The organism is Actinomadura chibensis NBRC 106107 (genome assembly GCF_001552135.1).
Taxonomy (GTDB): Bacteria; Actinomycetota; Actinomycetes; order Streptosporangiales; family Streptosporangiaceae; genus Spirillospora; species Spirillospora chibensis.
On record NZ_BCQP01000024.1, the window covers coordinates 110512 to 131678 of the forward strand.

The window sequence follows — 21167 nt, forward strand, 5'->3', positions numbered from 1 at the left end:
GGATTGGGCGGGATCAGGGCGCGGCGATCACATCACGACAATGGCGGTCATCAGCAGGCCGGAGGCGGTCGTCCAGCGTCCGGCGAAGCCGTCCGGCGGGATGCCCTCGCCGGGTCGCGTCGCGGCCAGGATGCGCGCGGTAAAAGTCCCGTCGGGACGAAGCACGATGTCGGCCTCGTCGAAATCGAGCCAGCGCCGGGTCAGCGGAAACCACGCTTTGTAGACGCTCTCCTTCGCGCTGAAAAGCAGCCTGTCCGCGTGGACGCCGGGAACGGCGCGCAGTCGCTCTTCCGGCAGCGCGATCGCCTCGAATACGCCGCCGGGCAACGGCGCGTCCGGTTCGGCGTCGATGCCGATGCTCCGCACCTCGCCCGCCCGCGCCACGGCGGCCGCCCGGTAGCCGTCGCAATGGGTCATGCTGCCGACGACGCCGTCCGGCCACCGCGGCGCGCCGCGCTCGCCCGGCAGGATCGGCGCCGGCGGGACGCCGAGTTCGGCCATGGCCCGGCGGGCGCACCACCGGGCGGTTCCGAACTCCCTGCGCCGCTTGTCCACGGCCTGGCTGACCACGGCCTCCTCGGCGGGCAGCAGGCGCGCCTCGGGCGGGTCCCCGAACGCCTCCACGACCTTCACGGCCGGAGGCAGGATCTTCTCCATCAGGTCCGCGCGCCCGGGAAGACCCGCTTCAGCCCCACCGGGCCGCCGCGCGGCCGCCATTCACGCGGATAACCCACGGATACCTCCTCGAAACGCACGCCGTCCTGCCACAGGGTGCGCGGGATGTGCAGATGTCCGTACACCACGGCGGCGGCGTCGTATTTCTTGTGCCAGTCGGCCGTGCGGTCGGTTCCGCACCACAGCGCGAACTCCGGATGGCGCAGGATCCTGGTCGGCTCGCGGACGAGCGGGAAATGGTTGACCAGGACCGTGGGAAAAGCGGTGTCCCGGACGGCGAGCCGCCTTTCGGTCAGCTCGATCCGGGCCGCGCACCAGTCGTCGACGTTCCGATAGGGCTCGGGGTGCAGAAGTATTTCATCGGTGCACAGAACACCCGCGTCGTTCGCGATCGCCAGGGCCTGGGCTTTCGACGCGGCGCCGGGCGGGCGAAAGCTGTAGTCATAAAGCAGGAACAGCGGGACAATGGTCACCGGCCCGCCCGCTCCGCGCCAGACGAGATATGGGTCTTCGGGGGTCGTCACGCCCAGCCGCCGGCAGATGTCCACCAGATGCCGGTAGCGCCGCTCGCCGCGGAGTTGTACCGGGTCGTCGCGCGGAGTCCAGAGCTCGTGGTTGCCCGGCGTCCAGATCACCGTGTCGAAACGTTCGCTCAGGACCCCGAGCGCCCATTCCACGTCGGCGGCGTATTCTCCGACGTCCCCGGCCACCAGCAGCCAATCGTCCGGCGACTCCGGCCGCAGCCGCTCGACAAGATCCCGGTTCTCCTCGAACGCCACGTGGAGATCGCTGACGGCCCACAGCGATCCGCTCATGCGCAGCACGCTACGCGCCGGGAATTCTCCCGCAAACCCCAGAAAAGGGGCGGCGACCCCTACCCGGGTCTGACCCGCCCCCTAGCCCGGCTACGGGAGCAGGCCGAGCCTGCGGGCGTGCAGGACGGCCGCCATCGTGAACGAGTCGGTGAGCTCGCCGTCCGCCAGCATTGCGTCGATCTCGCCCGCCGTGAACCGGCCGCGTTCGGTGATGGCCTCGTCCCGCGTGTCGTGCGGCGCGAGGCCCGCGAGCGTCGTGGCGTACAGGGTCGTCCCCATCGCGCTGATCCCGGTGTCGACATGGATCACGCCGAGGCGCCTCAGCCCCTGCGGCTCGACGCCGAGCTCCTCGACCAGCTCGCGGTGGGCCGTCTGCTCCGGCATCTCCCCCGGGTCGGAGAACCCGCGCGGGATCTCCCAGTGCCAGTCGCGCGTGGCGTGGCGGAAGTGGCGGATCAGGACGGCCCGCTCCCCGATGAGGGGAAGGACCGCCGCGCCGCCGTTCTCCGCCCTTTCGAGCAGCCGGATGTAGCCGCCGGTCCCGCCGTTCGGGAACCGCACCGGGTCGCGGACGAGCGTGACGAACGAATCCTGGTACTGCACTCCGTACGGTCCGCGCTCGGGCGCGGCGTCCGCCGCCGGCAGGATCTCGTAGCCCGCCCCGGGCGGGTTGGCGAACAGGGCCGGCCGCTCCCGGCGGAGCCGCTCGTACGGGTCGTCGTCACTCGTCGGCACCGCTGAGGTCCCTGCCATTGCGGGGCGAACTCCATTCGGGGTGGTTCGCGAGGTTCTTGATCAGTTCCAGGGCGGCGTTGTGCGGGTTGGCGAGACGCAGTTCGAGGATCTTGACGCTGTTGTCGACCCGCTCCCGGGAGCGGGACTCGGCGAGCCGGCCGACGCCGATCCGCACCGCCACGTTGACGATACCGCGCCCGATGAGCGCGCCCAGGTCGCCGACCACGTCATAGACGATCGAGCTGTTCGGCAGGAACACGACGTTCACCGTGAGCGCGCCGATGTCGAAGGCGAGCTGCACGATTCCCTGGACGCGGTTCTGCCGCGCCTCCTTCCGGCGGGCGAGCGAGATGCGCTCCGCCTCCCGGATCATCCGCTGGTAGGCGCCGACCACGGCGGGCGCGCCGCGCTCCTCGTCGACGAACGTCTCCAGCGACGGGCGTTCCAGCAGCGCCGCCATGCTCGCCCGGTATTTGTTCCACGCGCCGGTGCGGCGGACCCTCCACACGTCGTCGAGGGAAAGCTCGTCGATGACGGGAACGGCCTGCAGCAGGTCGTTCACCGATTCGAAGGTCAGGTTCCGCACGAGCTGAATCAATTCGGCGGCGTCGACCTCCTGGACGCCCTCTCTGACCAGCCGGACGTCCTCCTGGAGCGCGGACCGGCGCAGCGAGTCGCTCGGGGTCAGCGAATAGACCTGGAGGGCGTCTCCGAGATTGGTGTTGTACTTGAGGTCAACGATCTGCTTGGTGGCGAGGGCGAGCGGGTCGTCCCACCGGTACAGCCTTTTGCTGACGTCCGTTCCCTCTTGGGCGACGGCCTGCTGGTAAAGGAACTCGCGGGTCACCCGCTCGCGCTGGTTGCCTTTTTCGAAGACCAGGTTCCCGACCTGGGTGAGCCGGTCGGAGAGGGCGCGCGCGCCGTCGTCGTCCAGGCCGAAGTCGCGTTTGAGGCCGGCGGGCTCCATCTGGTTGAGGTTCTGGAAGTACTCGTGGAATTTCCGGAACATCCGCTGCACGGCCAGCTCGTTGTTCCGCGTGTCCCAGGACAGGCGCAGGCAGCCCAGCTCGACGTCGGAGGCGACGCGCAGCCACGCCTCCCAGCCGCGCCGGTGGCGGGCGAACCCGGGCGGGACGACCGGCGAGTCCTCGAAGAGGAGGAACGGAATGATCGTCCTTTCCTCCACCATTCCCCGGAAGGCCTCGTAGTCCCGGCTGTCCGGGTCGAGGAAATCCCGGAACACCTCGGGATTGTTGTAGAAGTAGGCGCGGTTGACGATGGCCTTTTCGGCGTTGAGGAGCGTGCGCAGGTACTCGGTCCTGACCTGGCGGGCGTTCTCCGCTTCGATGGCCTTCGTGATGCGCCCGCGCTCGCTCGCCGCGGCGAGGAGCGACTGGCTGAGCCACTGGTTGTCGAGCGACTGGCTGATCGCCGTGATGTGCCTGACAACGGCGGACGGCTCCAGCCGCTCGAAAGACGCGGCGCCGTCGTGCGAAATGGTCATGGGTGCCCCCGGACACGGACTGGCCTGCGGATTCACGGCGTCCGACGGTCCTGTGGCACGGGCCGCGCGTCACCCTGCCGACATCGGACTCGCGGAGACCGAACCTACCATCCTGACCAGGCCCGAGAACCGCGCCCGCGACCTCGAATTCCCCGCTTACCCCGGCCGCGTCACGGCCCCATTCCGAGCCTTTCGTTTTGGTCCTCTCCGGCCCGCGATACCGCCCGCCGATAGGGCACCGTCCATGCGCGTCCGCTCACCGGACGGGCCGGGCGCCGGGGTGTCCGGCCGGGGGGACGAGGCGCACCCGGCGATGCCAGACCAGCAGGGCGACGGCGGCCAGGCCGCAGGCGTAGGCGACCCCGTGGACCACCAGCGGCAGCACGGCGGGCGGCGGCACGGTCACGTCGGTGAGGCGCAGCAGCGCGTGGAACGGCAGCCAGGCGCCGACCGCGCCGGGGGCGGTCGGCGAGATCCCGGCGACGCCGATCAGGACGAGGGTGGCTTCGAGCTCGTGCGGCAGCAGCGCGGCGAGCGCCCAGCCGAGCGCGACCGCGACGAGCCCGCCGAGCGCGAGCCCGAGGAACAGGCGGCCCGGCCGGTCCGGGCGCGAGCAGCCGACGATGAGCGCGCCGAACGCGGTCGCGATCGCCAGGGTCAGGCCGAGCATGACCGCGAACCGGCCCGCGACGATGTCGACCGCCCGGTATCCGGCCTGGACGAGCCGCGGGTCGACGCGGCGGCCGCCGAGGACGGCGAACAGCGCGGCGGCGCCGCTCGTCCAGCCCATGGCGAGGGCGCCCGCGCCGACCGCCCACGGCGCGCCCGCCGCCCGCTCCGCGAGGTACCAGGTGGCGGGCAGGCCGAACAGCAGGCCGAGCGTGACCCAGCGGCGCGCGAGGTCGCGGGCCTGCGTCTCGGCGATCGCGAGCCAGCGCGGGCGCCCGCGGCTCATGCGGGCAGCTCGATCGCCCGGTCGACCCGCCACAGCTCGGCGAGCAGGTGGGTGACGACGACCACGGCGCGGCGCTCGTCCCGCCACGCGTTCACCGCCTCCCAGAAGTCGACGTAGGCGCCGTGGTCGAAGCCCTGGTAGGGCTCGTCCAGGAGGAGGACGGCGGGGTCGCCGAGCAGGGCCAGCGCCAGGTTCAGCTTCTGCCGGCCCCCGCCCGACAGACGCCGCACCTGGACCCGTTCCCGCTCGGTGAGCCCGAAGTCCGCGAGGATCCGGGCGCCGTCCTCGACCGCGCGGGCGGCGTCCCAGCCCGCCGCCCGGCCGAACAGGACGAGGTGGTCGCGGACGGTGAGCCGCTCCATGAGCTGGGGCTCCTGCGGGCAGTAGCCGACCCGCCCGTGCCGCGTCACCCGCCCCGAGTCGGGGCGGAGCAGGCCCGCGCAGATGCGCAGCAGGGTGGTCTTGCCCGTCCCGTTCTCGCCGACGACCGCGACCACCTCGCCGGGACGCACGCTCAGCGCGGCCCGCTCCAGGACGACGCGGCGGCGGAACCGCTTGCCGATGCCGGCGGCGGTCAGCGCGGGCCCGCTCCTCATGCCCGCGCCGCCCGGCGCAGCGACGTCAGCGTGAGGCCGAGGCCCGCGGCGGTCAGCGTGATCCCGGCGCCGACCGCGGCGTAGACCCAGCCGGGCGCGCCGATGAAGTACGCGGGGACGCCGAACACCAGCGCCGAGGTGAGCCTGCTCGCGACGACGAGCACGACGCCGCCTCGGCGTCCGCGCCACGCCGCCACCGCGCCCACGCAGGTGAGGAGGCCGGTGGTGGCCGTCCCGATCGCGACGCCGACCGGGGGCGGGTCGCTCTGGCCGAGCGCGACGACGCCGTCGAGGTCGAGGACGGCGGACAGGACGCAGAGCAGGAGGCCGAGGTGATAGCGGTTCATGGGGTCGTCCCTTCGATGTGGAGCGGAGCCCGGCCGACTGCGGACGGTCACCCGCCTTTCCATGGCGACGACGCTAGGAATCCGGCACGCTACGCACATCTGGGAAACCACTCAGCGAGGTACTCAACCGATGTTCGTGGGGCGCGACCGGGAGCTCGCCTTCCTGCGGGAACGCCTCGCCGAGGCGCTGGCCGGGGAGGGCGGCGTCGTCCTCGTCGAGGGCGAGGCCGGGGCGGGGAAGACGGCGCTGGCGCACGCGCTCGGCCGGGAGGCGCGCGCGGACGGCGTCCGCACGGCGTGGGGCGGCTGCCTGGAGGGCGACGGCGCGTCGCCCTACCGGCCGTGGGCGCAGCTCTCCCGCGCGCTCCGGCTCCCCGACCTGGACCTGTCCGGCGCGAGCCGTCCGCGCCTGTTCGACCACGTCGTCCAGGTGCTGCGGGACGCCGCGCCGCCCGGGCTGCTGCTGGTGATCGACGACCTGCACTGGGCCGACCCGTCCTCGCTGGCGCTGCTGCGGGTGGTGGCGGCGGAGGTCGCGGACGTCCCGCTGCTGCTCGTCGGCCCGTACCGGGGGCCGGGCGCGCCGCCCGCGCTGCGTCCGGTGCTGCGGGAGCGGGCCTGCTCGCACATCGCGCTCGGCGGGCTCAGCCCCGGCGAGGTCGGCCGACTCGCGGCGGGCACCCTCGGCCACGACCTCGGCGGCGCGGAGGTCGCCGGGCTGCGCCGCAGGTCGGGCGGCAACCCGCTGTTCGTCCTCGAACTGCTGCGGCTGATGCGCGTCACCGGGTCCGCGGCGGGGCTGCCGCGCGGCGTGCGCGAGGTGATCGACCAGCGCGTCGACCGGCTGGACGGCGCGGACGCGCTGCGCGCGGCCGCCGTCCTCGGCCAGGAGTTCCCGCTCGCCGTGTTCACCGCCGTGACCGGCTCGCCGCCCGAGGCCCTGGACGAGGCCGTCGCGGCGGGCCTCGTCGAGCTCGACGGCGGGACGGCGCGGTTCTTCCACTCGCTCGTCCAGGAAACGCTCTACGCGCGGCTGGACGGCGCGGACCGGCGGCGGCTGCACGCCCGCGCCGCCGAGGCGCTCCGGCCGGGCGGCATGGTCGAGGCGGTCGCGCACCACCTCCGCCAGGCCGGCGACCTGGACCGGGCCCTCGACGCCACGCTCGCCGCGGCCCGGCAGGCCGAGGCCCGCTCCGCCTACGAGTCGGCGGCGGCGCAGTACCGGGCCGCGCTCGCGCTCCCCTCGGCGGGGCCGCGCCGGGCCGAGCTGCTCATCGCGCTCGCGCGCTGCGAGTTCCGGTCCGGGGACGTGGAGGAGGCGTGGGGGCACTGCGCCGAGGCGGCCGACCTCGGCCGCGCGTCCGGCGACGCCCGGATCATCGCCGACGCGGCGACCGCGCCGCGCGCCGACTACTTCTCGGGGCTGACCGGGCAGGTCCACGCGCTGTGCGAGGAGGCGCTCCCGCTGCTCGCGGGCACGGACCCCGTCCGCGAGACGCGGCTGCTCGCCCAGCTCGCGATCACCGCGGACCCGTGGGCGGCGGACGCGGCGGCCGGTCTCGGCGAGCGCGCGCTCGCCGCCGCCGAGGCCACCGGCGACCCGGACGCGCTGCTGCTGGCGCTGAGGGCCCGGCACACCGAGCTGGTCCACCCCCGGCACGTCGAGCGGAGGCTCGCGCTGTGCGAGCAGGCCGTCCGGCAGGGCGGAGAATGCGCGCTGTGGGGGCGTTTCTGGCGCCTGTCGGCCTACGCCGAGCTCGGACGCCGGGTGGAGTTCGACACCGAGCTGGCGGCGCTCGGCAGGCTCGTCGCCCGGTCCGGCGAGCCGCTGTGGCGCTGGCGGCACGCCCTCGCCACGGCCTCGCTGGCGTTCCTTGAGGGCCGCTTCGCCGACGGCCGCGCCCGGGTCGCGGAGGCGCGCACGATCGGCCGCCGCTGCGGCCACGAGGGCGCCGACTTCCTGGACCTGATCTTCACCGCGCACGACGCCGTCCTCACCGGTACCGGGCTCGCGGAGGTCGAGCCGCGGGTCCGGCGCTTCACCGAGCAGGGGCCGTTCTTCGCCCGCGCCTGGCACGCCCTCCTGCTCGCCTGCCTCGGGCGGGTGGACGACGCGGCACGGATCTGGCGGGGGATCGTCCCGCATCTGGGCCAGGTGCCCGAGCGGAGCCCGGAATGGCTCGTCATCGCCGTCGGCGGCGCCGACCTGCTGAGCCTGCTCGGCGAGACGGCCGGGGCCCGGGAGCTGTACGAGTCGCTGCTCCCCTACGCGGACGTCCAGTCCGGCGGCGCCGCCGCCCACACCCCGTGGGGCACGCCCGTCGCCCTCCAGCTCGGCCGGCTCGCGCTCCTGCGCGCCGACTGGACGGCCGCCGAAACCCATCTGACCAGCGCGCTCGCCCAGAGCCAGGCGATCGGCTCAGCGCCCTACCAGGCCCTCGCGCACCTGGAGCTGGCGCGGCTGTGCCTCGCCCGCGGGGCGCCCGGCGACCCGCGGTCGGCCGCCGCGCACCGCGAGCTGTGCCACCGCGAGGCGGTGCGGCTCGGCATGCGCCCGCTCGCCGACCGCGCGGCGGCGCTCCGCGGAAAGGACGGGGACACGCCGCTGTCGAAACGGGAGCGGCAGATCGCGGCGCTCGTCGCCGACGGCCTCACCAACCGGCAGATAGCCGCGCGCCTCCACCTCTCGGAACGGACGGTGGAGAACCACGTCTCGCATATCCTCACGAAACTCGGCGTGCACAACCGCGCGCATATCGCCACCTGGCACGCCACCAACGCTTAGCTTTTCTGAACGTCGGCGGCGCCGGGCCAGTAGCGGCCGTCCGGGACGGGACGCGCGCCGAAGATCGCCTGGCCGACGCGGACGACCGTGGAGCCCTCCTCGATGGCCGTCTCGTAGTCGCCGGACATGCCCATCGACAGCTCCCCCGGGCCGACCAGGTCGAGGTCGCGGGCCTGGTCGCGGAGGGTGCGGAGGAGGCGGAAGCAGGCGCGCACCCGCTCGGTGTCCGCGGTGAAGACGGCGAGGGTCATCAGGCCCCGGACGTTCAGCGCCGAATAGTTCGGCAGCTTCTTCAGGAATGCGCTGAGCTCGTCCGGCGGCAGGCCGTATTTCGATTCCTCGGCGGACGTGTTCACCTGGACGAACACGTCCAGGCTCCGGCCCTCCGCCTGGAGCCGCCGGTCCAGCGCCTCGGCGGCCCGCAGGTTGTCGAGCGCCTGGAATTCGGCGGCGAACGCGGCGACGTCCTTGGCCTTGTTGGTCTGCAAATGGCCGATCACCGACCAGGAGACGTCGAGGTCGGCCAGGTTCCGCCATTTCCGCTTGGCCTCCTGGACCTTGTTCTCGCCGAGCGTCCGGCAGCCCGCCTCGACCGCGAGCCGGATCCGCTCCTCCGGGACGGTCTTGCTGACCGGCAGCAGCCGCACCTCCGCGCCCGAACGCCCGGCCCGCTCGGCGGCGGCGTCGATGCGCGCGCGGACCTCGGCGAGGTTGCGGGCGAAGTCGGCGACGCTCTCGGCCTTCGGATACCGCTGCGAACCATCTGGCATAGGACAAAAGCTAACATGTCCCATGCCAGGTCCAGGAAGCGGCAGGGAGCTCGGCGGCATGGAGATCACCGGACGCACGGCGGGCGAGATCGCGGCGAGCGTGCGCGCCCTCGCGGACGCGGGAGAGCTCGTCCCCGGCACGCCGCTGCCGCCGGTGCGGCGGCTCGCCGACCGGCTCGGCGTGAACCGCAACACGGTCATGGCCGCCTACCAGCGGCTCGTCCAGGCGGGCGTGGCCGACACCCGGCGGCGCGCGGGAACGGTGATCGCCGACCCGTCCGCCGCCGTCGAGCAGGACGGCTTCGCCGCCGGCAGCCCGCTGCGCGACGTGGGCAGCGGCAACCCCGACCCGGCCCTGCTCCCCGACCCGCTCGGCGTGCGTCCGGCGCGCGGCGGAGCCGTGCTGTACGGGGAACGCACGACCGACCCGGCGCTGGGACGGTGGGCGCACCGGTGGCTTGAAGCCGACCAGCCCCGCGAAATGCGCGTCACGGTGACGGCCGGCGCCGTCGACGCCGTCGAGCGGCTCCTCGCCCAAGCCCTGGCGCACGGCGATTCCGTCGCGCTGGAGGACCCTTGCTTCCTGGCGAGCATCAACACCGTCCGGCTGGCGGGATACCGTCCGGTGCCCGTCCCGGTGGATGCGGACGGGATGACGGCCGACGGGCTCCGCGACGCGCTCCAGCGGGGAGTGCGCGCGGTGGTGTGCACGCCGCGTGCGCACAATCCGACCGGGGTGAGCCTTTCCGCCGCGCGCGCCGAGGAACTGCGCGCCGTCCTTTCCGGGCATCCCCACGTCCTGGTCATCGAGGACGACCATTTCTCCATGCTGTCCACCGCGCGATACCGCAGCATCATCGGCTCCGGGCACATGCGCTGGGCCCTGGTCCGGTCGGTGTCGAAATTCCTCGGGCCCGACCTACGCCTCGCCCTCGTCGCCAGCGACCCGCACACGGCCGACCGCCTCGCGACCCGCATCGGCCCCGGACGGACCTGGACGAGCCACCTCCTGCAACGCCTGGCCGCCGGGCTACTCACCGACCCGTCCGCGCTGGCTCTCATCGACCGGGCCCGCGCGCACTACGCCGACCGCAACGCCCGGTTCGCCGGACTGCTCCGGGCCCGCGGCGTCGGCGTCCGGCCCGGCGACGGCCTCAACCTCTGGGTGCCGGTCGGCGCGGACGCCGCCGGGACGGTGTCCGAGCGGCTGCTGCGCCGGGGCTGGCTCGCCCGGACCGGCGACCGCTTCGCGCTCCGCGGCCCGGCCGCCGCCGGGCACCTGCGGCTCACCGTGCACCACCTGGGCGACGAGCACGCCGCGCTGCTGGCCGACGACCTCGCCGAGGCCGTCGCCGGGTAGGCGCGCTCCCGCGCGGCGCGGGTCAGCGGCCGAGTCCCGCCTCGCGGGCCCGCAGGACGGCCTGCGTCCGGTCCGCGACCTGGAGCTTCGCGAGGACGGCGGAGACGTTGTTGCGGATCGTCTTCGGCGACAGCGAGAGCCGCTCCGCGATCTGCCGGTTCGTCAGCCCGCCCGCGATGAGCGTGAGCACCTCGCGCTCGCGGCCGGTGAGCTGCGGGAACGGGTCCGGTTCCGCGGTGGTCGCGGCGGCGAGCCGGGCGAAGTACGCGGTGATCCGCGCGGCCAGCGCCGGTCCGAAGATGATCTCGCCGTGCGCGACCGCGGTGATCGCGCGCAGGATCTCCGCCTGGTCGGCGCCCTTGATCAGGTAGCCGCGGGCGCCCGCGAGCATCGCGGCGAGGACGCTCTCGTCGTCCTCGTGCATGGTCAGCGCCAGCACCGCGACGTCCGGGTGCCGTCCCGTGATGCGCCGGGTCGCCTCGATGCCGTCGAGCCTCGGCATCTCCAGGTCCATGACGACGACGTCGGGCAGCAGGCGGCGCGCCATGTCGACGGCGTCGATCCCGTCGGCGGCGGTGCCGATCACCTCGACGGCCCCGGTGGAGGTCAGCATCAGCGACAGGCCGCCGCGGTAGACCGGGTGGTCGTCCGCCAGCAGGACGCGCGGCCGCGCCTCGGTGGTCATCGCGCTCCTCCCAGCTCGGCCGCGCGCGGCGGCGCCGCGCGGTACGGGATGACGGCGTGCACCCGCGTCCCGCCGTCCGGCGGGGACGTCACCGCGCAGTGCCCGCCCAGTTCCTCGGCCCGCTCGCGCATGCCCAGCAGGCCGACCCCGGCGACGGCGCCGGACGTGATGCCGCGGCCGTCGTCGACGACCTCCACCTCCAGCGCGCCGGCCGCCGCCGCCAGGCGGACGGCGCAGCGCTCGGCGGCGGCGTGCCGGGTGACGTTCGCCAGCGCCTCGCAGACGATGCGGTACGCGGCGACCTCCACCGCGGCGGGCAGCGCGGGCAGCGCCGCGCCGTCCCCGGCGACGTCGAGGGTGACGGCCGGGCGCGCGCCGTCCAGGCGCCCGATCCGCCGCCGGACGGCCCCCGCCAGCCCGAGGTGGTCGAGCGCGGGCGGCCGCAGCCCGCGCACCAGCCGCCGGACGTCGGCGAGCAGCGCCGACAGGTCGCACCGCGCGTCGGCGAGGGCGCGGTCGGCCCCGGCCGGGTCGCCGGCCGCCAGGTTCCGCGCGGCCTCGACCTTCAGCGCGGCGGCGGCGAGCGCGGGGCCGAGCCCGTCGTGCAGGTCGCGGCGCAGCCGGCGCCGCTCCTCGGCCACGCTCGCGACCAGGCGCGCGCGGCTGCGCCGCAGGTCCTCGGCCGGCGCGGCGGCGCGGGCGGCGGCCGCCCGCCGGACGACGTCGGCCAGCAGCCGCTGGTCGGCGTCGGGGAGGCGCGGGCCGGTGCGGGGCACGAGCGCGAGGCGTCCGATCGGCACGCCGCGGCGCGCGACCGGCGGGATCACCGTGCCCGCGCGCCCGGCGCCGAGTTCGGCGACCATCGTGCGCCCGTCGGCGCGGTCCGTCTCCACCCGCACGTAGGGCGAGCGGAACGCGGCGCGCACCGTCCGCGCGACGTCGGCGAGCAGCTCGCCGGAGCCGCCGGAGCCCGCCAGGCGGCGCGCGAGGGCGGACACGACGTCGTGCGGGTCGCCGCGTCCGGCCGCCGGCCGGTCGACCGAGCGCCGCAGGCGGGCGCGCAGCGGCGGATACAGGACGGCCACGGCGCCCGCGCCGAGGATCGCCGCCAGCGGCTCGTTCATCAGCGTGGTCGCGGTGAGGAACACGGCGAGCTCGATGCCGACCACGGCGCCGGCCAGCCCTCCGTAGAGCAGGGCGCGGCCGAGCACCACCCGGTGTCCGGCGACCGCGATGAGGACGGCGGCCGCCAGCGCCACCGGCCCGGTCCCGAACGCGGCGTCGTCCGCCCACGCCCATGGCGCGACCGGCGGGACGGCCGTCAGCGCGGCGTTCAGCGACACGGCCGCCAGCATCCAGCGGAGCTGCGCGCGCCGCTCGGGAGTGGCCCCGCCGAACCGCCGGGCGAACGCCGCGAGCGGTATCACCAGGCTCCCCGCGACGAGCGCCGCGCCGAGCGCGTCCGGACCCGACGCCCACGAAGGTGCGAACAGCACGGCCGTGCCCGTGCAGGCCAGCGAGGCGAGCGCGGGCCGTCGCCAGCGCGGCGAGGGCAGCCGACCGTCTGGAAAGAACAGCAGGAGCAGCGGCGGGAGGAGGGCGAGCGACGCGCCCGTCCGGCCACCTGCGTGGGCGGCGAGGGACGTCAGCGGCAGGCCGCCGCCGTGCTCCAGCAGCGACAGCGACGCGTACGCCCCGGCGGCGCCCCCGCCGCAGGCGAGGACGCCCGACGCGGCGAGCAGCCAGGTCAACGCGTGCCTCGGCGGCCGGACCGCGAGGACCGCGCCCGCGAGCGCCAGCGCGAGGCCCGGCACCGTGAAGCTCCAGGACGCCCCGTCCGGCGCCACCGGACGGGGCCCGCCGCCGATCAGCGCGTCGCACCGCAGCCCGGCGACGGTCGCCGCCGCCGCGCAGCCCGCCGCCACGGCCGCGAGCCACCGACCCGACCGGCGGGGACGGAGGGTCGGGGACGTTCTTCCCATCCCACCGAGGATGGCACGGCCGCCGTCCCGGGTTCCGGGACGAACGGCCCGGATCGTCCGGGACGGTATCCCGATTCCCTCGGGCGGATCCGGGACAACCGCGCCCCCGCCGCGCGCCCGCCGGTTCTGGGACCGCCGCCGGTGTCATCCCGCCACGCTGTCACGGCCCACCGACGGACCGGCCCGCCCGAAATCGCGGGACGCGGCGCGGGGCACGTCGGCGGCGCGTCAAGATCCGCGGGCTCGGCGTCAGGAACGCGTCAAGATCGCTGTTTCGCCGCAGAACAGCGAATTTACTCCCTATGAGTCCGAAATAGCCGGGCTTGTTCGGGACGGCGCGGAGCGGCCGTCCCAGCGCCGGAGTTCGACAGAGGTGGGCGATCCCGAAATGAGCGACCTGGCCTTCGTCCTGCTGACCGTGGCGGTCTTCGTCGCGCTCGGCCTGCTGGTGAAGGGCGTGGAGAGACTGTGACCGCGGAGAACGCGACCGGGCTGGTGCTGGCGGTGCTGCTGATCGGCTTCCTGGTGGCCGCGCTGCTGTTCCCGGAGCGGTTCTGATGAGCCCGACACTGGCGGGGATCCTGTTCCTCGGGTCCCTGATACTCGCCGTGGTCGTGGTGCACCGGCCGCTGGGCGACTACATGTTCCGCGTGTACACCGGACGGTCGCACAACCGGGTGGAGCGCGGCGTCTACCGACTGATAGGCACCGACCCGGACGCCGAGCAAACCTGGGGAGCCTACGCGCGCAGCGTGCTGGCGTTCTCCGTTGCCGGAATCCTGTTCCTCTATCTGCTCCAGAGGGTGCAGCAGCACCTTCTGCTGAGCCTCGGAATGGATCCGGTGAAGCCGGACCAGGCGTGGAACACGGCGGTCAGCTTCGTCACCAACACCAACTGGCAGTCGTACTCGGGCGAGTCGACGATGGGCCACCTGGTGCAGATGGCGGGACTCGCGGTGCAGAACTTCGTGTCCGCGGCCGTGGGAATGGCCGTCGCCATCGCGCTGGTGCGCGGATTCGCGCGCAGGAAGAGCCGGAACCTCGGCAATTTCTGGGTGGACCTGACGCGCGGCTCGCTGCGCGTCCTCCTGCCGATCGCGTTCGTCGGCGCGGTGGCGCTGATCGCGGGCGGGCTCGTCCAGAACTTCCACGACGGGACGCCGATCAGCACGCTGACCGGCGGCTCGCAGACCATCACCGGCGGCCCCGTCGCGAGCCAGGAGGTCATCAAGGAGCTCGGGACGAACGGCGGCGGCTTCTACAACGCCAATTCCGCCCACCCCTTCGAGAACGGCACGGCCTGGACGAACTGGCTGGAGATCTTCCTCATCCTGCTGATCCCGTTCGCGCTGCCGCGCACGTTCGGCCGGATGGTCGGGCAGAAGCGGCAGGGCTACGCGATCGCCGCGGCGATGGGCGTCATCGCGGTCGCGAGCGTCGTCCTCACGATGGTGTTCCAGGGCGTCCACCACGGAACGGTCCCGACCGCGGCGGGCGGTGCGACCGAGGGGACCGAGACCCGGTTCGGCGTCCTGAACTCGGCGGTGTTCGCCACCGCGACAACGCTGACCTCGACGGGCGCCGTGGACTCCTTCCACGACTCGTACACGAGCCTCGGCGGCATGATGACGATGTTCAACATGATGCTGGGCGAGGTCGCGCCCGGCGGGGTCGGGTCCGGCCTGTACGGGATGCTGGTCCTCGCCGTCATCACGGTCTTCGTCGCGGGGCTGATGGTCGGCCGGACCCCGGAGTACCTGGGCAAGAAGATCGGCTCCCGCGAGATCAAGTTCGCCGCGCTGTACTTCCTCATCACGCCGATCCTGGTGCTGACCGGGACGGCGGTGGCGATGGCGACGCGCGACGGCCGGGACGGCATGCTCAACACCGGCCCGCACGGGCTGTCCGAAGTGCTCTACGCCTTCACGTCGGCGTCCAACAACAACGGCTCGGCGTTCGCGGGGCTGACGGTCAACACCGTCTTCTACGACACGGCGCTCGGCCTGTGCATGGCGCTCGGCCGCTTCGCGCCCATCGTGTTCGTCCTCGCGCTGGCCGGCTCGCTCGCCGGGCAGGGCCGCGTCCCGGCGTCGAAGGGGACGCTGCCGACGCACCGCCCGCAGTTCGTCGGCATGGTCGCCGGCGTGACCGTCGTCCTCGTCGCCCTCACGTTCCTGCCCGCGCTCGCGCTCGGGCCGCTCGCCGAAGGAATCCACCGATGACCGCGCAGACCATGCGGAAGGCGGGGGCCTCCGGGTCGCCCGCGCCGAAGCCCGACCGGCGCCGCGTGCGCGGCGGGCTGCTCGACCCGAGGCTGCTGGTCGCGTCGCTGCCGGACGCGTTCCGCAAGCTCGACCCGCGCACCCTGTGGCGCACCCCCGTGATGCTGATCGTCGAGGTGGGCGCGGTGTGGACGACCGTCCTCGCCGTGCTGGACCCGACCGTGTTCGGCTGGCTGATCGTGCTGTGGCTGTGGCTGACCGTCCTGTTCGCGAACCTCGCGGAGGCGGTCGCGGAGGGCCGCGGCAAGGCGCAGGCCGAGGCGCTGCGCCGGACGAAGGCCGACGTGACGGCCCGCCGCCTCACCGGCCCCGACCGGCGGGAGGAGCGGGTCGGGGCGTCCGAGCTGCGGCCGGGCGACCTCGCGGTGGTCGAGGCGGGCGAGATCGTCCCCGGCGACGGGGACGTGGTCGAGGGCATCGCCAGCGTGGACGAGTCCGCGATCACCGGGGAGTCCGCGCCGGTGATCCGGGAGTCGGGCGGCGACCGGTCCGCGGTGACCGGCGGCACGAAGGTGCTGTCCGACCGGATCGTCGTCAAGATCACCCAGAAGCCGGGCGAGTCGTTCATCGACCGGATGATCGCGCTGGTGGAGGGCGCGAACCGGCAGCGGACGCCGAACGAGATCGCGCTGAACATCCTGCTGGCGGCGCTCACGGTGATCTTCCTGCTGGCGGTGGCGACGCTGCAGCCGCTCGCGATCTACTCCAAGTCCGGGAACCCCGGCATCGGGGACACGGCGGCGCTGGACGGCCACGGGGTAACCGGGATCGTGCTGGTGTCGCTGGTGGTCTGCCTGATCCCGACGACGATCGGCGCGCTGCTCTCGGCGATCGGCATCGCGGGGATGGACCGGCTCGTCCAGCGCAACGTCCTCGCCATGTCCGGGCGCGCCGTCGAGGCGGCGGGCGACGTCAACACCCTCCTGCTCGACAAGACCGGCACGATCACGCTGGGCAACCGGCAGGCGGCCGAGCTCGTCCCCGTGAACGGCGTGCCGGGCGCGCGGCTCGCGGACGCCGCGCAGCTCTCCAGCCTCGCCGACGAGACGCCGGAGGGCCGGTCGGTGGTCGTGTTCGCGAAGGAGCGGTACGGCCTGCGCGAGCGGACGCCGGGCGAGCTCGGCCACGCCACCTGGGTCCCGTTCAGCGCGCAGACGCGGATGTCGGGAGTGGACCTGGAGGCGTCCGGGGACGCCCCGGCGCGGATGCTCCGCAAGGGCGCCGCGGCGGCCGTCGCGGACTGGGTCGGCGGGCACGGCGGGACGGTCCCGTCCGAGCTCGGCGCGATCGTCGAGGGGATCTCGGCGTCCGGCGGGACGCCGCTGGTCGTCGCCGAGCACGCGCAGGGGAGCGCCCGCGTACTCGGGGTGATCCACCTCAAGGACATGGTGAAGGAGGGCATGCGGGAGCGGTTCGACGAGATGCGCCGGATGGGCATCCGCACCGTGATGATCACCGGCGACAACCCGCTCACCGCGCGGGCCATCGCCGACGAGGCCGGGGTCGACGACTTCCTCGCCGAGGCCAAGCCGGAGGACAAGCTCGCCCTGATCAAGCGCGAGCAGGAGGGCGGGCGGCTCGTGGCGATGACCGGCGACGGCACCAACGACGCGCCCGCCTTGGCCCAGGCCGACGTCGGCGTCGCGATGAACACCGGGACCTCCGCCGCCAAGGAGGCCGGGAACATGGTCGACCTGGACTCCGACCCGACCAAGCTCATCGAGATCGTCGAGATCGGCAAGCAGCTGCTCATCACGCGCGGCGCGCTGACGACGTTCTCCATCGCCAACGACATCGCCAAGTACTTCGCCATCATCCCGGCGATGTTCATGGCGCTGTTCCCGGGCCTGGACGCGCTGAACGTGATGCGCCTGCACAGCCCGCAGTCGGCGATCCTGTCCGCGGTCGTGTTCAACGCGCTGGTCATCGTCGCGCTGATCCCGCTCGCGCTGCGCGGCGTCCGGTACTCGCCGGGCAGCGCGTCCACGCTGCTGTCGCGCAACCTCTGCCTGTACGGGATCGGCGGGATCGTCACCCCGTTCATCGGCATCACGCTCATCGACCTGTTCGTTCGGTACCTTCCGGGGATGTCCTGACATGTTCGATCTCTCGTGGGTCCGGCGGCACCTCGCGGCCGTCCGCGCCCTCCTCGTGTTCACCGTCGTGCTCGGCGTCGCGTACCCGCTCGCCGTGTTCGCCGTCGCGCAACTGCCGGGCCTGGACGGCAAGGCGGAGGGGTCGCTCGTCACCTCCGGCGGCCGGACGGTCGGCAGCGCGCTCATCGGGCAGTCGTTCACCGACAAGGACGGCAACCCGCTCAAGCAGTACTTCCAGAGCCGTCCGTCCAACGCCGGGGACGGCTACGACCCGACCGCCACCTCCGCGAGCAACCTCGGCCCCGAGGACATCGTCGACACCCTGCCCGACCCGAAGCTCGTCGCGGCGGGCAAGGAGGACGAGAACGCCAAGCAGAGCCTTCTCACCCAGGTCTGCGAACGCAGCAAGGCCGTCGGCGAACTCGACGGCGTGAGCGGCGCGCGCCCGTTCTGCGCGCCGAGCGGCGTCGGCGCCGTCCTCGCGGTGTTCGGCGGGCGGACCGCGGACGGGGACGTCCCGCACCCGACCCGGGTCGTCAGCCTGAACGAGCAGGAGGGCGTCGTCAAAGCGCCGTTCGTCGCCGCGTACAAGGGCGTCCGCGTCGAGCTGGCCCGGTACGGCGAGGACTACGCGACCGGCCTCGTCGTGCCCGTCCGGGGGGACGCGCCCGCCGATCCGGCCGTCCCGCCGGACGCCGTGACGGCGAGCGGCAGCGGCCTCGACCCGCACATCTCCGCCGCCTACGCGCGGCTCCAGACCGCCCGCGTCGCCGAGGCGCGCGGCGTCCCGCCCGCCCGGGTCGCGGAGCTGGTCAGGCGGCACACCGGCGGGCGGGCGCTCGGCTTCATGGGCGAACCGGCGGTCAACGTCCTGCAACTCAACATCGCGCTGGACCGGCGGTTCCCGTTCCGCGGCTGACCGCTCCCGCGGCCACGGCTAGGCGTCCTGGTCCGGGCGGGGTTCGTGGACGACCGCCACCGGGCACGACGCGTGCTCGACCAGCGCCTGGCTCACCGAGCCGAGCAGCAGCCCGCGGAAGCCGCCGAGGCCCCGCGACCCGACGACGAGCAGCCGCGCGTCCGCCGAGGCGGCGAGCAGCACCTCGCGCGGCGAGCCCGTCAGGACCTCGGTCCGCACGTCCACGCCGGGGTGGCGCTCGCGCATCGGGATCATCAGCCGGGCCTGCCGCGCCTCCGCCGCCGCGCGCATGCCGTCCTCGTCCGCGAGCGGCGGGAGGCCCTTCACCGGGACCGACTCCCACGCGGTCACGGCGTGGACGGAGTGCCCGCCCGCGTCCGCCTCGGCGAAGGCCAGCTCCAGCGCGGACCGGGACGCGGCCGAGCCGTCCACGCCGACCACGACGCGTCCCGGCCCGGTGTCGAGGTCGCCCCGGACGATCACGACCGGGCACGCGGCGTGCGCGGCGACCTGCGCGCTGACCGAGCCGAGCACGAGCCCGGCGAACCCGCCGAGGCCGCGCGGCCCGAGCACGATGAGGTCGGCGCTCCGGCCCGCCTCGATCAGCTCGGCGGCGGCCGGGCCGCGCGCGAGGACGCCCCGCACCGACAGCTCGGGCGCGGCCTTGCGGACGTGCTCGACGCCCTCGTCCAGCGTCTCCTGCCCGAGCGCCTGCAGATCGACGACGGGCACGGCGACCGGGCCGCCGACGTAGACGTTCCACGCGTGCAGCACGGTCAGCGGCACGCCCCGCGTCCGGGCCTCCTCGACGGCCCAGTCGAGGGCCTGGACGCCCTTCTTCGAGCCGTCGTAACCGACCACGACACCGTTGATCATCAGCCCCGCACCTCCCGATATCCGACCTTTGCGATCACTTTCAGCCTGCCCGGGGCGCCGCCCCTCGAAGAGAGGCATCGGTCCAGATCAGCGGGGACCTTCGGCCCTTCCGGGACCTTGGTCCCTAACACGCCGCCGGGCGGGGCGGCACGCTGGACGCATGAAGCTCGACCAGAGCGGCCTGGAGATCCTCGACCGGGACGAGTGCCGCGCACTCCTCAGCCGCGCCGCGATCGGCCGGATCGTGTTCACCCACCAGGCGCTGCCCGCCGTCCAGCCGGTCAACTTCATCCTCAGCCGGGGCGACATCGTGCTCAGGACGTCGGGGACGTCGCGGCTCGCCACGGCCGCCGCCGACACGATCGTCGCCTTCGAGATCGACGACTTCGACACCGCCGCCCGGACGGGCTGGTCGGTGGTCGTCGTCGGCCGCGCCCGCCGCGCCACCGACCCCCGGGAGATCGCCGCGCTGGACGCCCTGCCGCTGGAGAGCTGGGCGCCGGGCGCCCGCGACACCTTCATCCGGATCCATCCCGAGCTGATCACCGGGCGCCGGATCGGCGACGGCGCCGCCCCGGCCGCGTCCTAGGACGTCGCCCGGGCCCCGGACGCGGACAGCTCCAGCAGCCTCGCCTGCGTCGCCTCAAGCCTTCGCACGACCAGCTCGGCGAAGCGGCGCGTCAGCTCGTACCCCATGGACGGGTCGACCGCGCAGAGCGTCCGGACGAGCCGCCCGTCGAACTCGATCGCCCGGACCGGCGTCCCGGCGACCCCGCCGAACCGCCATTCGTGCGGGCGGAACAGCCACGACCAGCCCAGCACGGATCCGGGGCCGTAGGTCTCGATGACGACGGGGCCGCGTCCCGGCGTGTCCAGGTCGACGGAGACGGTCCCGTCCTGGACGAGCCAGAACCGCTCCGCGGGGTCGGACTCGCCGAACACGCGCCGGCCCTCCGGGATCGCGACGTGCCGGGCGGCCTTCGCCAGCTTGGCGAGGTCGGTTCTCCGCATGCCGCGCAGGAACGGCTCGCGCGCGAGGTCCGTACCGGTGACGATGCTCATCGGTCCCCCTTTCAATGGCCTTGGATGGCCGGAAAGGCGCCCGCCGGACGGCGGGCGCCTTTCCCGTCGAGATCGCCTACTTCAGGATGGGGAGGCGCTGGACGAGGCGGGTGCCGCTCCACCAGCGTCCAAGGCCCAGGGTGTCGCCCGCGCTGACCAGGGCCAGGCCGACCAGCAGGAGGGCGTAGACCAGGTGGTCGTCCATGAACGGGTTGTTGGCCGGGGGCAGCACCGCCGACCACATCATGACCAGCAGCGCCGCGCCCGCCACGGCCGCGATCCGCATCCCGACCCCCAGGACCAGCGCCGCGCCGACCGCGCCCAGCCCGATCATGAACAGCCAGTCGGCCCAGGCCGCGCCCGCGATGTCGTGGTAGAACCCGGCCAGCGGCCCCGCGGGGCTGTGCTTGAGGAACCCCTCGGTCGGGCTGCCGCCGTCGATCCACGCCTTCCCGGCGGGGGTCTCGTGCCCGAGCCCGAACATCTTGTCCAGGAACGCCCAGGCGAACACCCAGCCGAGCGCCAGCCGGGCCAGCGCCCAGACGTAGCGAGCGGCGGGCGACTCGGTCAGCGGCCGCGGCCGCACGACCCGGATCAGGGTTTCCCGTCCCACATGGGTCTTGTGCTCGGAGAGCGCCATCGCCTCTCACCTTCCATCACATCGCTGTTTTCCCTCGCCTCCGACTCAACCGTGCGGCGAGGGCGCGCTGTAGGACCGTTCGG

20 protein-coding genes are annotated in these 21167 nt (G+C 74.0%); 7 read left to right on the plus strand and 13 right to left on the minus strand.

Annotated elements, in window-relative coordinates:
- Window positions 1-27: 27 nt before the first annotated feature.
- From ACH01S_RS14110 to ACH01S_RS14140, 7 genes are all read right to left on the minus strand, one after another.
- Window positions 28-657: a 4'-phosphopantetheinyl transferase family protein gene (locus ACH01S_RS14110; protein WP_246236781.1), complete on the minus strand. Its 630-nt coding sequence runs from the start codon at window positions 655-657 to the stop codon at window positions 28-30.
- Window positions 657-1490 carry a metallophosphoesterase family protein gene (locus tag ACH01S_RS14115; protein ID WP_067890890.1) on the minus strand — a complete coding sequence of 278 codons (834 nt, stop codon included), beginning with the start codon at window positions 1488-1490 and terminating at the stop codon, window positions 657-659. Before ACH01S_RS14115 ends, ACH01S_RS14110 begins: the two co-directional genes overlap by 1 nt.
- Window positions 1491-1580: 90 nt before the next feature.
- Complete coding sequence (locus tag ACH01S_RS14120) at window positions 1581-2225, minus strand: NUDIX hydrolase (protein WP_218010252.1); 645 nt, start codon at window positions 2223-2225, stop codon at window positions 1581-1583.
- Window positions 2212-3729, minus strand: a complete 1518-nt coding sequence (locus ACH01S_RS14125; RefSeq protein WP_067890634.1) for a hypothetical protein — start codon at window positions 3727-3729, stop codon at window positions 2212-2214. Before ACH01S_RS14125 ends, ACH01S_RS14120 begins: the two co-directional genes overlap by 14 nt.
- A gap of 256 nt (window positions 3730-3985) precedes the next feature.
- On the minus strand, window positions 3986-4684 hold the full coding sequence (locus ACH01S_RS14130; protein ID WP_067890637.1) for a hypothetical protein: 699 nt from the start codon (window positions 4682-4684) through the stop codon (window positions 3986-3988).
- The gene (locus ACH01S_RS14135; RefSeq protein ID WP_083980668.1) at window positions 4681-5280 is read right to left on the minus strand and encodes an ABC transporter ATP-binding protein; all 600 of its coding nucleotides are present in this window, start codon (window positions 5278-5280) and stop codon (window positions 4681-4683) included. Before ACH01S_RS14135 ends, ACH01S_RS14130 begins: the two co-directional genes overlap by 4 nt.
- Window positions 5277-5627, minus strand: coding sequence for a hypothetical protein (locus tag ACH01S_RS14140; protein WP_067890639.1), 351 nt, complete (start codon window positions 5625-5627; stop codon window positions 5277-5279). Before ACH01S_RS14140 ends, ACH01S_RS14135 begins: the two co-directional genes overlap by 4 nt.
- Before the next feature lie 130 nt (window positions 5628-5757).
- Between ACH01S_RS14140 and ACH01S_RS14145 the strand changes: the two genes are divergently transcribed.
- Window positions 5758-8412, plus strand: a complete 2655-nt coding sequence (locus ACH01S_RS14145; protein WP_067890641.1) for an ATP-binding protein — start codon at window positions 5758-5760, stop codon at window positions 8410-8412.
- Here the strand turns inward: ACH01S_RS14145 and ACH01S_RS14150 are convergent.
- Window positions 8409-9182, minus strand: a complete 774-nt coding sequence (locus ACH01S_RS14150) for a YggS family pyridoxal phosphate-dependent enzyme (protein ID WP_148344454.1) — start codon at window positions 9180-9182, stop codon at window positions 8409-8411. The two genes, ACH01S_RS14145 and ACH01S_RS14150, sit on opposite strands and share 4 nt — an antisense overlap.
- 22 nt (window positions 9183-9204) lie before the next feature.
- On the opposite strand from ACH01S_RS14150, the gene ACH01S_RS14155 reads away from it, so the two are divergent.
- Entirely contained in the window at window positions 9205-10542 is a 1338-nt protein-coding gene (locus ACH01S_RS14155; protein ID WP_067890647.1) for an aminotransferase class I/II-fold pyridoxal phosphate-dependent enzyme, read from the plus strand.
- Window positions 10543-10564: 22 nt separating this feature from the next.
- On the opposite strand, the gene ACH01S_RS14160 is transcribed toward ACH01S_RS14155, so the two are convergent.
- The gene (locus ACH01S_RS14160) at window positions 10565-11227 is read right to left on the minus strand and encodes a response regulator transcription factor (RefSeq protein ID WP_067890650.1); all 663 of its coding nucleotides are present in this window, start codon (window positions 11225-11227) and stop codon (window positions 10565-10567) included.
- Window positions 11224-13209 (minus strand): sensor histidine kinase, encoded by a 1986-nt coding sequence (locus tag ACH01S_RS14165; RefSeq protein WP_083980670.1) that lies wholly within the window; start codon window positions 13207-13209, stop codon window positions 11224-11226. Before ACH01S_RS14165 ends, ACH01S_RS14160 begins: the two co-directional genes overlap by 4 nt.
- A 468-nt stretch (window positions 13210-13677) precedes the next feature.
- Here ACH01S_RS14165 and kdpF point away from each other — a divergent pair, with 468 nt between their 5' ends.
- The 4 genes from kdpF to ACH01S_RS14185 are packed head-to-tail and all read left to right on the plus strand — an operon-like array spanning window position 13678 to window position 18506.
- A complete protein-coding gene (kdpF, locus tag ACH01S_RS45950; RefSeq protein ID WP_067890658.1) occupies window positions 13678-13767 on the plus strand; it encodes a K(+)-transporting ATPase subunit F in 90 nt (29 codons plus the stop codon).
- Window positions 13767-15431 (plus strand): potassium-transporting ATPase subunit KdpA, encoded by a 1665-nt coding sequence (gene kdpA / locus ACH01S_RS14175; protein ID WP_067890663.1) that lies wholly within the window; start codon window positions 13767-13769, stop codon window positions 15429-15431. The genes kdpF and kdpA overlap by 1 nt, the downstream gene beginning before the upstream one ends.
- Window positions 15428-17587 (plus strand): potassium-transporting ATPase subunit KdpB, encoded by a 2160-nt coding sequence (gene kdpB, locus ACH01S_RS14180; protein WP_067890665.1) that lies wholly within the window; start codon window positions 15428-15430, stop codon window positions 17585-17587. Before kdpA ends, kdpB begins: the two co-directional genes overlap by 4 nt.
- A gap of 1 nt (window position 17588) precedes the next feature.
- Window positions 17589-18506 (plus strand): potassium-transporting ATPase subunit C, encoded by a 918-nt coding sequence (locus ACH01S_RS14185; protein WP_067890669.1) that lies wholly within the window; start codon window positions 17589-17591, stop codon window positions 18504-18506.
- A gap of 18 nt (window positions 18507-18524) precedes the next feature.
- On the opposite strand, the gene ACH01S_RS14190 is transcribed toward ACH01S_RS14185, so the two are convergent.
- Complete coding sequence (locus ACH01S_RS14190) at window positions 18525-19382, minus strand: universal stress protein (protein WP_067890672.1); 858 nt, start codon at window positions 19380-19382, stop codon at window positions 18525-18527.
- Window positions 19383-19542: 160 nt separating this feature from the next.
- Here ACH01S_RS14190 and ACH01S_RS14195 point away from each other — a divergent pair, with 160 nt between their 5' ends.
- Window positions 19543-19971, plus strand: a complete 429-nt coding sequence (locus ACH01S_RS14195; protein WP_067890676.1) for a pyridoxamine 5'-phosphate oxidase family protein — start codon at window positions 19543-19545, stop codon at window positions 19969-19971.
- On the opposite strand, the gene ACH01S_RS14200 is transcribed toward ACH01S_RS14195, so the two are convergent.
- Window positions 19968-20444 (minus strand): cyclic nucleotide-binding domain-containing protein, encoded by a 477-nt coding sequence (locus ACH01S_RS14200; protein ID WP_067890679.1) that lies wholly within the window; start codon window positions 20442-20444, stop codon window positions 19968-19970. The genes ACH01S_RS14195 and ACH01S_RS14200 overlap by 4 nt on opposite strands.
- Before the next feature lie 76 nt (window positions 20445-20520).
- Window positions 20521-21084: a DoxX family membrane protein gene (locus ACH01S_RS14205; RefSeq protein WP_067890682.1), complete on the minus strand. Its 564-nt coding sequence runs from the start codon at window positions 21082-21084 to the stop codon at window positions 20521-20523.
- Between the last annotated feature and the right edge of the window lie 83 nt (window positions 21085-21167).

Bases quoted from the DNA above. Each gene is read 5' to 3' on its own strand.
- ACH01S_RS14110 (WP_246236781.1), bottom strand. From the start codon at position 657: ATGGAGAAGATCCTGCCTCCGGCCGTGAAGGTCGTGGAGGCGTTCGGG.
- ACH01S_RS14115 (WP_067890890.1), bottom strand. From the start codon at position 1,490: ATGAGCGGATCGCTGTGGGCCGTCAGCGATCTCCACGTGGCGTTCGAG.
- ACH01S_RS14125 (WP_067890634.1), bottom strand. From the start codon at position 3,729: ATGACCATTTCGCACGACGGCGCCGCGTCTTTCGAGCGGCTGGAGCCG.
- ACH01S_RS14130 (WP_067890637.1), bottom strand. From the start codon at position 4,684: ATGAGCCGCGGGCGCCCGCGCTGGCTCGCGATCGCCGAGACGCAGGCC.
- ACH01S_RS14135 (WP_083980668.1), bottom strand. From the start codon at position 5,280: ATGAGGAGCGGGCCCGCGCTGACCGCCGCCGGCATCGGCAAGCGGTTC.
- ACH01S_RS14140 (WP_067890639.1), bottom strand. From the start codon at position 5,627: ATGAACCGCTATCACCTCGGCCTCCTGCTCTGCGTCCTGTCCGCCGTC.
- ACH01S_RS14145 (WP_067890641.1), top strand. From the start codon at position 5,758: ATGTTCGTGGGGCGCGACCGGGAGCTCGCCTTCCTGCGGGAACGCCTC.
- ACH01S_RS14150 (WP_148344454.1), bottom strand. From the start codon at position 9,182: ATGCCAGATGGTTCGCAGCGGTATCCGAAGGCCGAGAGCGTCGCCGAC.
- ACH01S_RS14155 (WP_067890647.1), top strand. From the start codon at position 9,205: ATGCCAGGTCCAGGAAGCGGCAGGGAGCTCGGCGGCATGGAGATCACC.
- ACH01S_RS14160 (WP_067890650.1), bottom strand. From the start codon at position 11,227: ATGACCACCGAGGCGCGGCCGCGCGTCCTGCTGGCGGACGACCACCCG.
- ACH01S_RS14165 (WP_083980670.1), bottom strand. From the start codon at position 13,209: ATGGGAAGAACGTCCCCGACCCTCCGTCCCCGCCGGTCGGGTCGGTGG.
- kdpA (WP_067890663.1), top strand. From the start codon at position 13,767: ATGAGCCCGACACTGGCGGGGATCCTGTTCCTCGGGTCCCTGATACTC.
- kdpB (WP_067890665.1), top strand. From the start codon at position 15,428: ATGACCGCGCAGACCATGCGGAAGGCGGGGGCCTCCGGGTCGCCCGCG.
- ACH01S_RS14185 (WP_067890669.1), top strand. From the start codon at position 17,589: ATGTTCGATCTCTCGTGGGTCCGGCGGCACCTCGCGGCCGTCCGCGCC.
- ACH01S_RS14190 (WP_067890672.1), bottom strand. From the start codon at position 19,382: ATGATCAACGGTGTCGTGGTCGGTTACGACGGCTCGAAGAAGGGCGTC.
- ACH01S_RS14195 (WP_067890676.1), top strand. From the start codon at position 19,543: ATGAAGCTCGACCAGAGCGGCCTGGAGATCCTCGACCGGGACGAGTGC.
- ACH01S_RS14200 (WP_067890679.1), bottom strand. From the start codon at position 20,444: ATGAGCATCGTCACCGGTACGGACCTCGCGCGCGAGCCGTTCCTGCGC.
- ACH01S_RS14205 (WP_067890682.1), bottom strand. From the start codon at position 21,084: ATGGCGCTCTCCGAGCACAAGACCCATGTGGGACGGGAAACCCTGATC.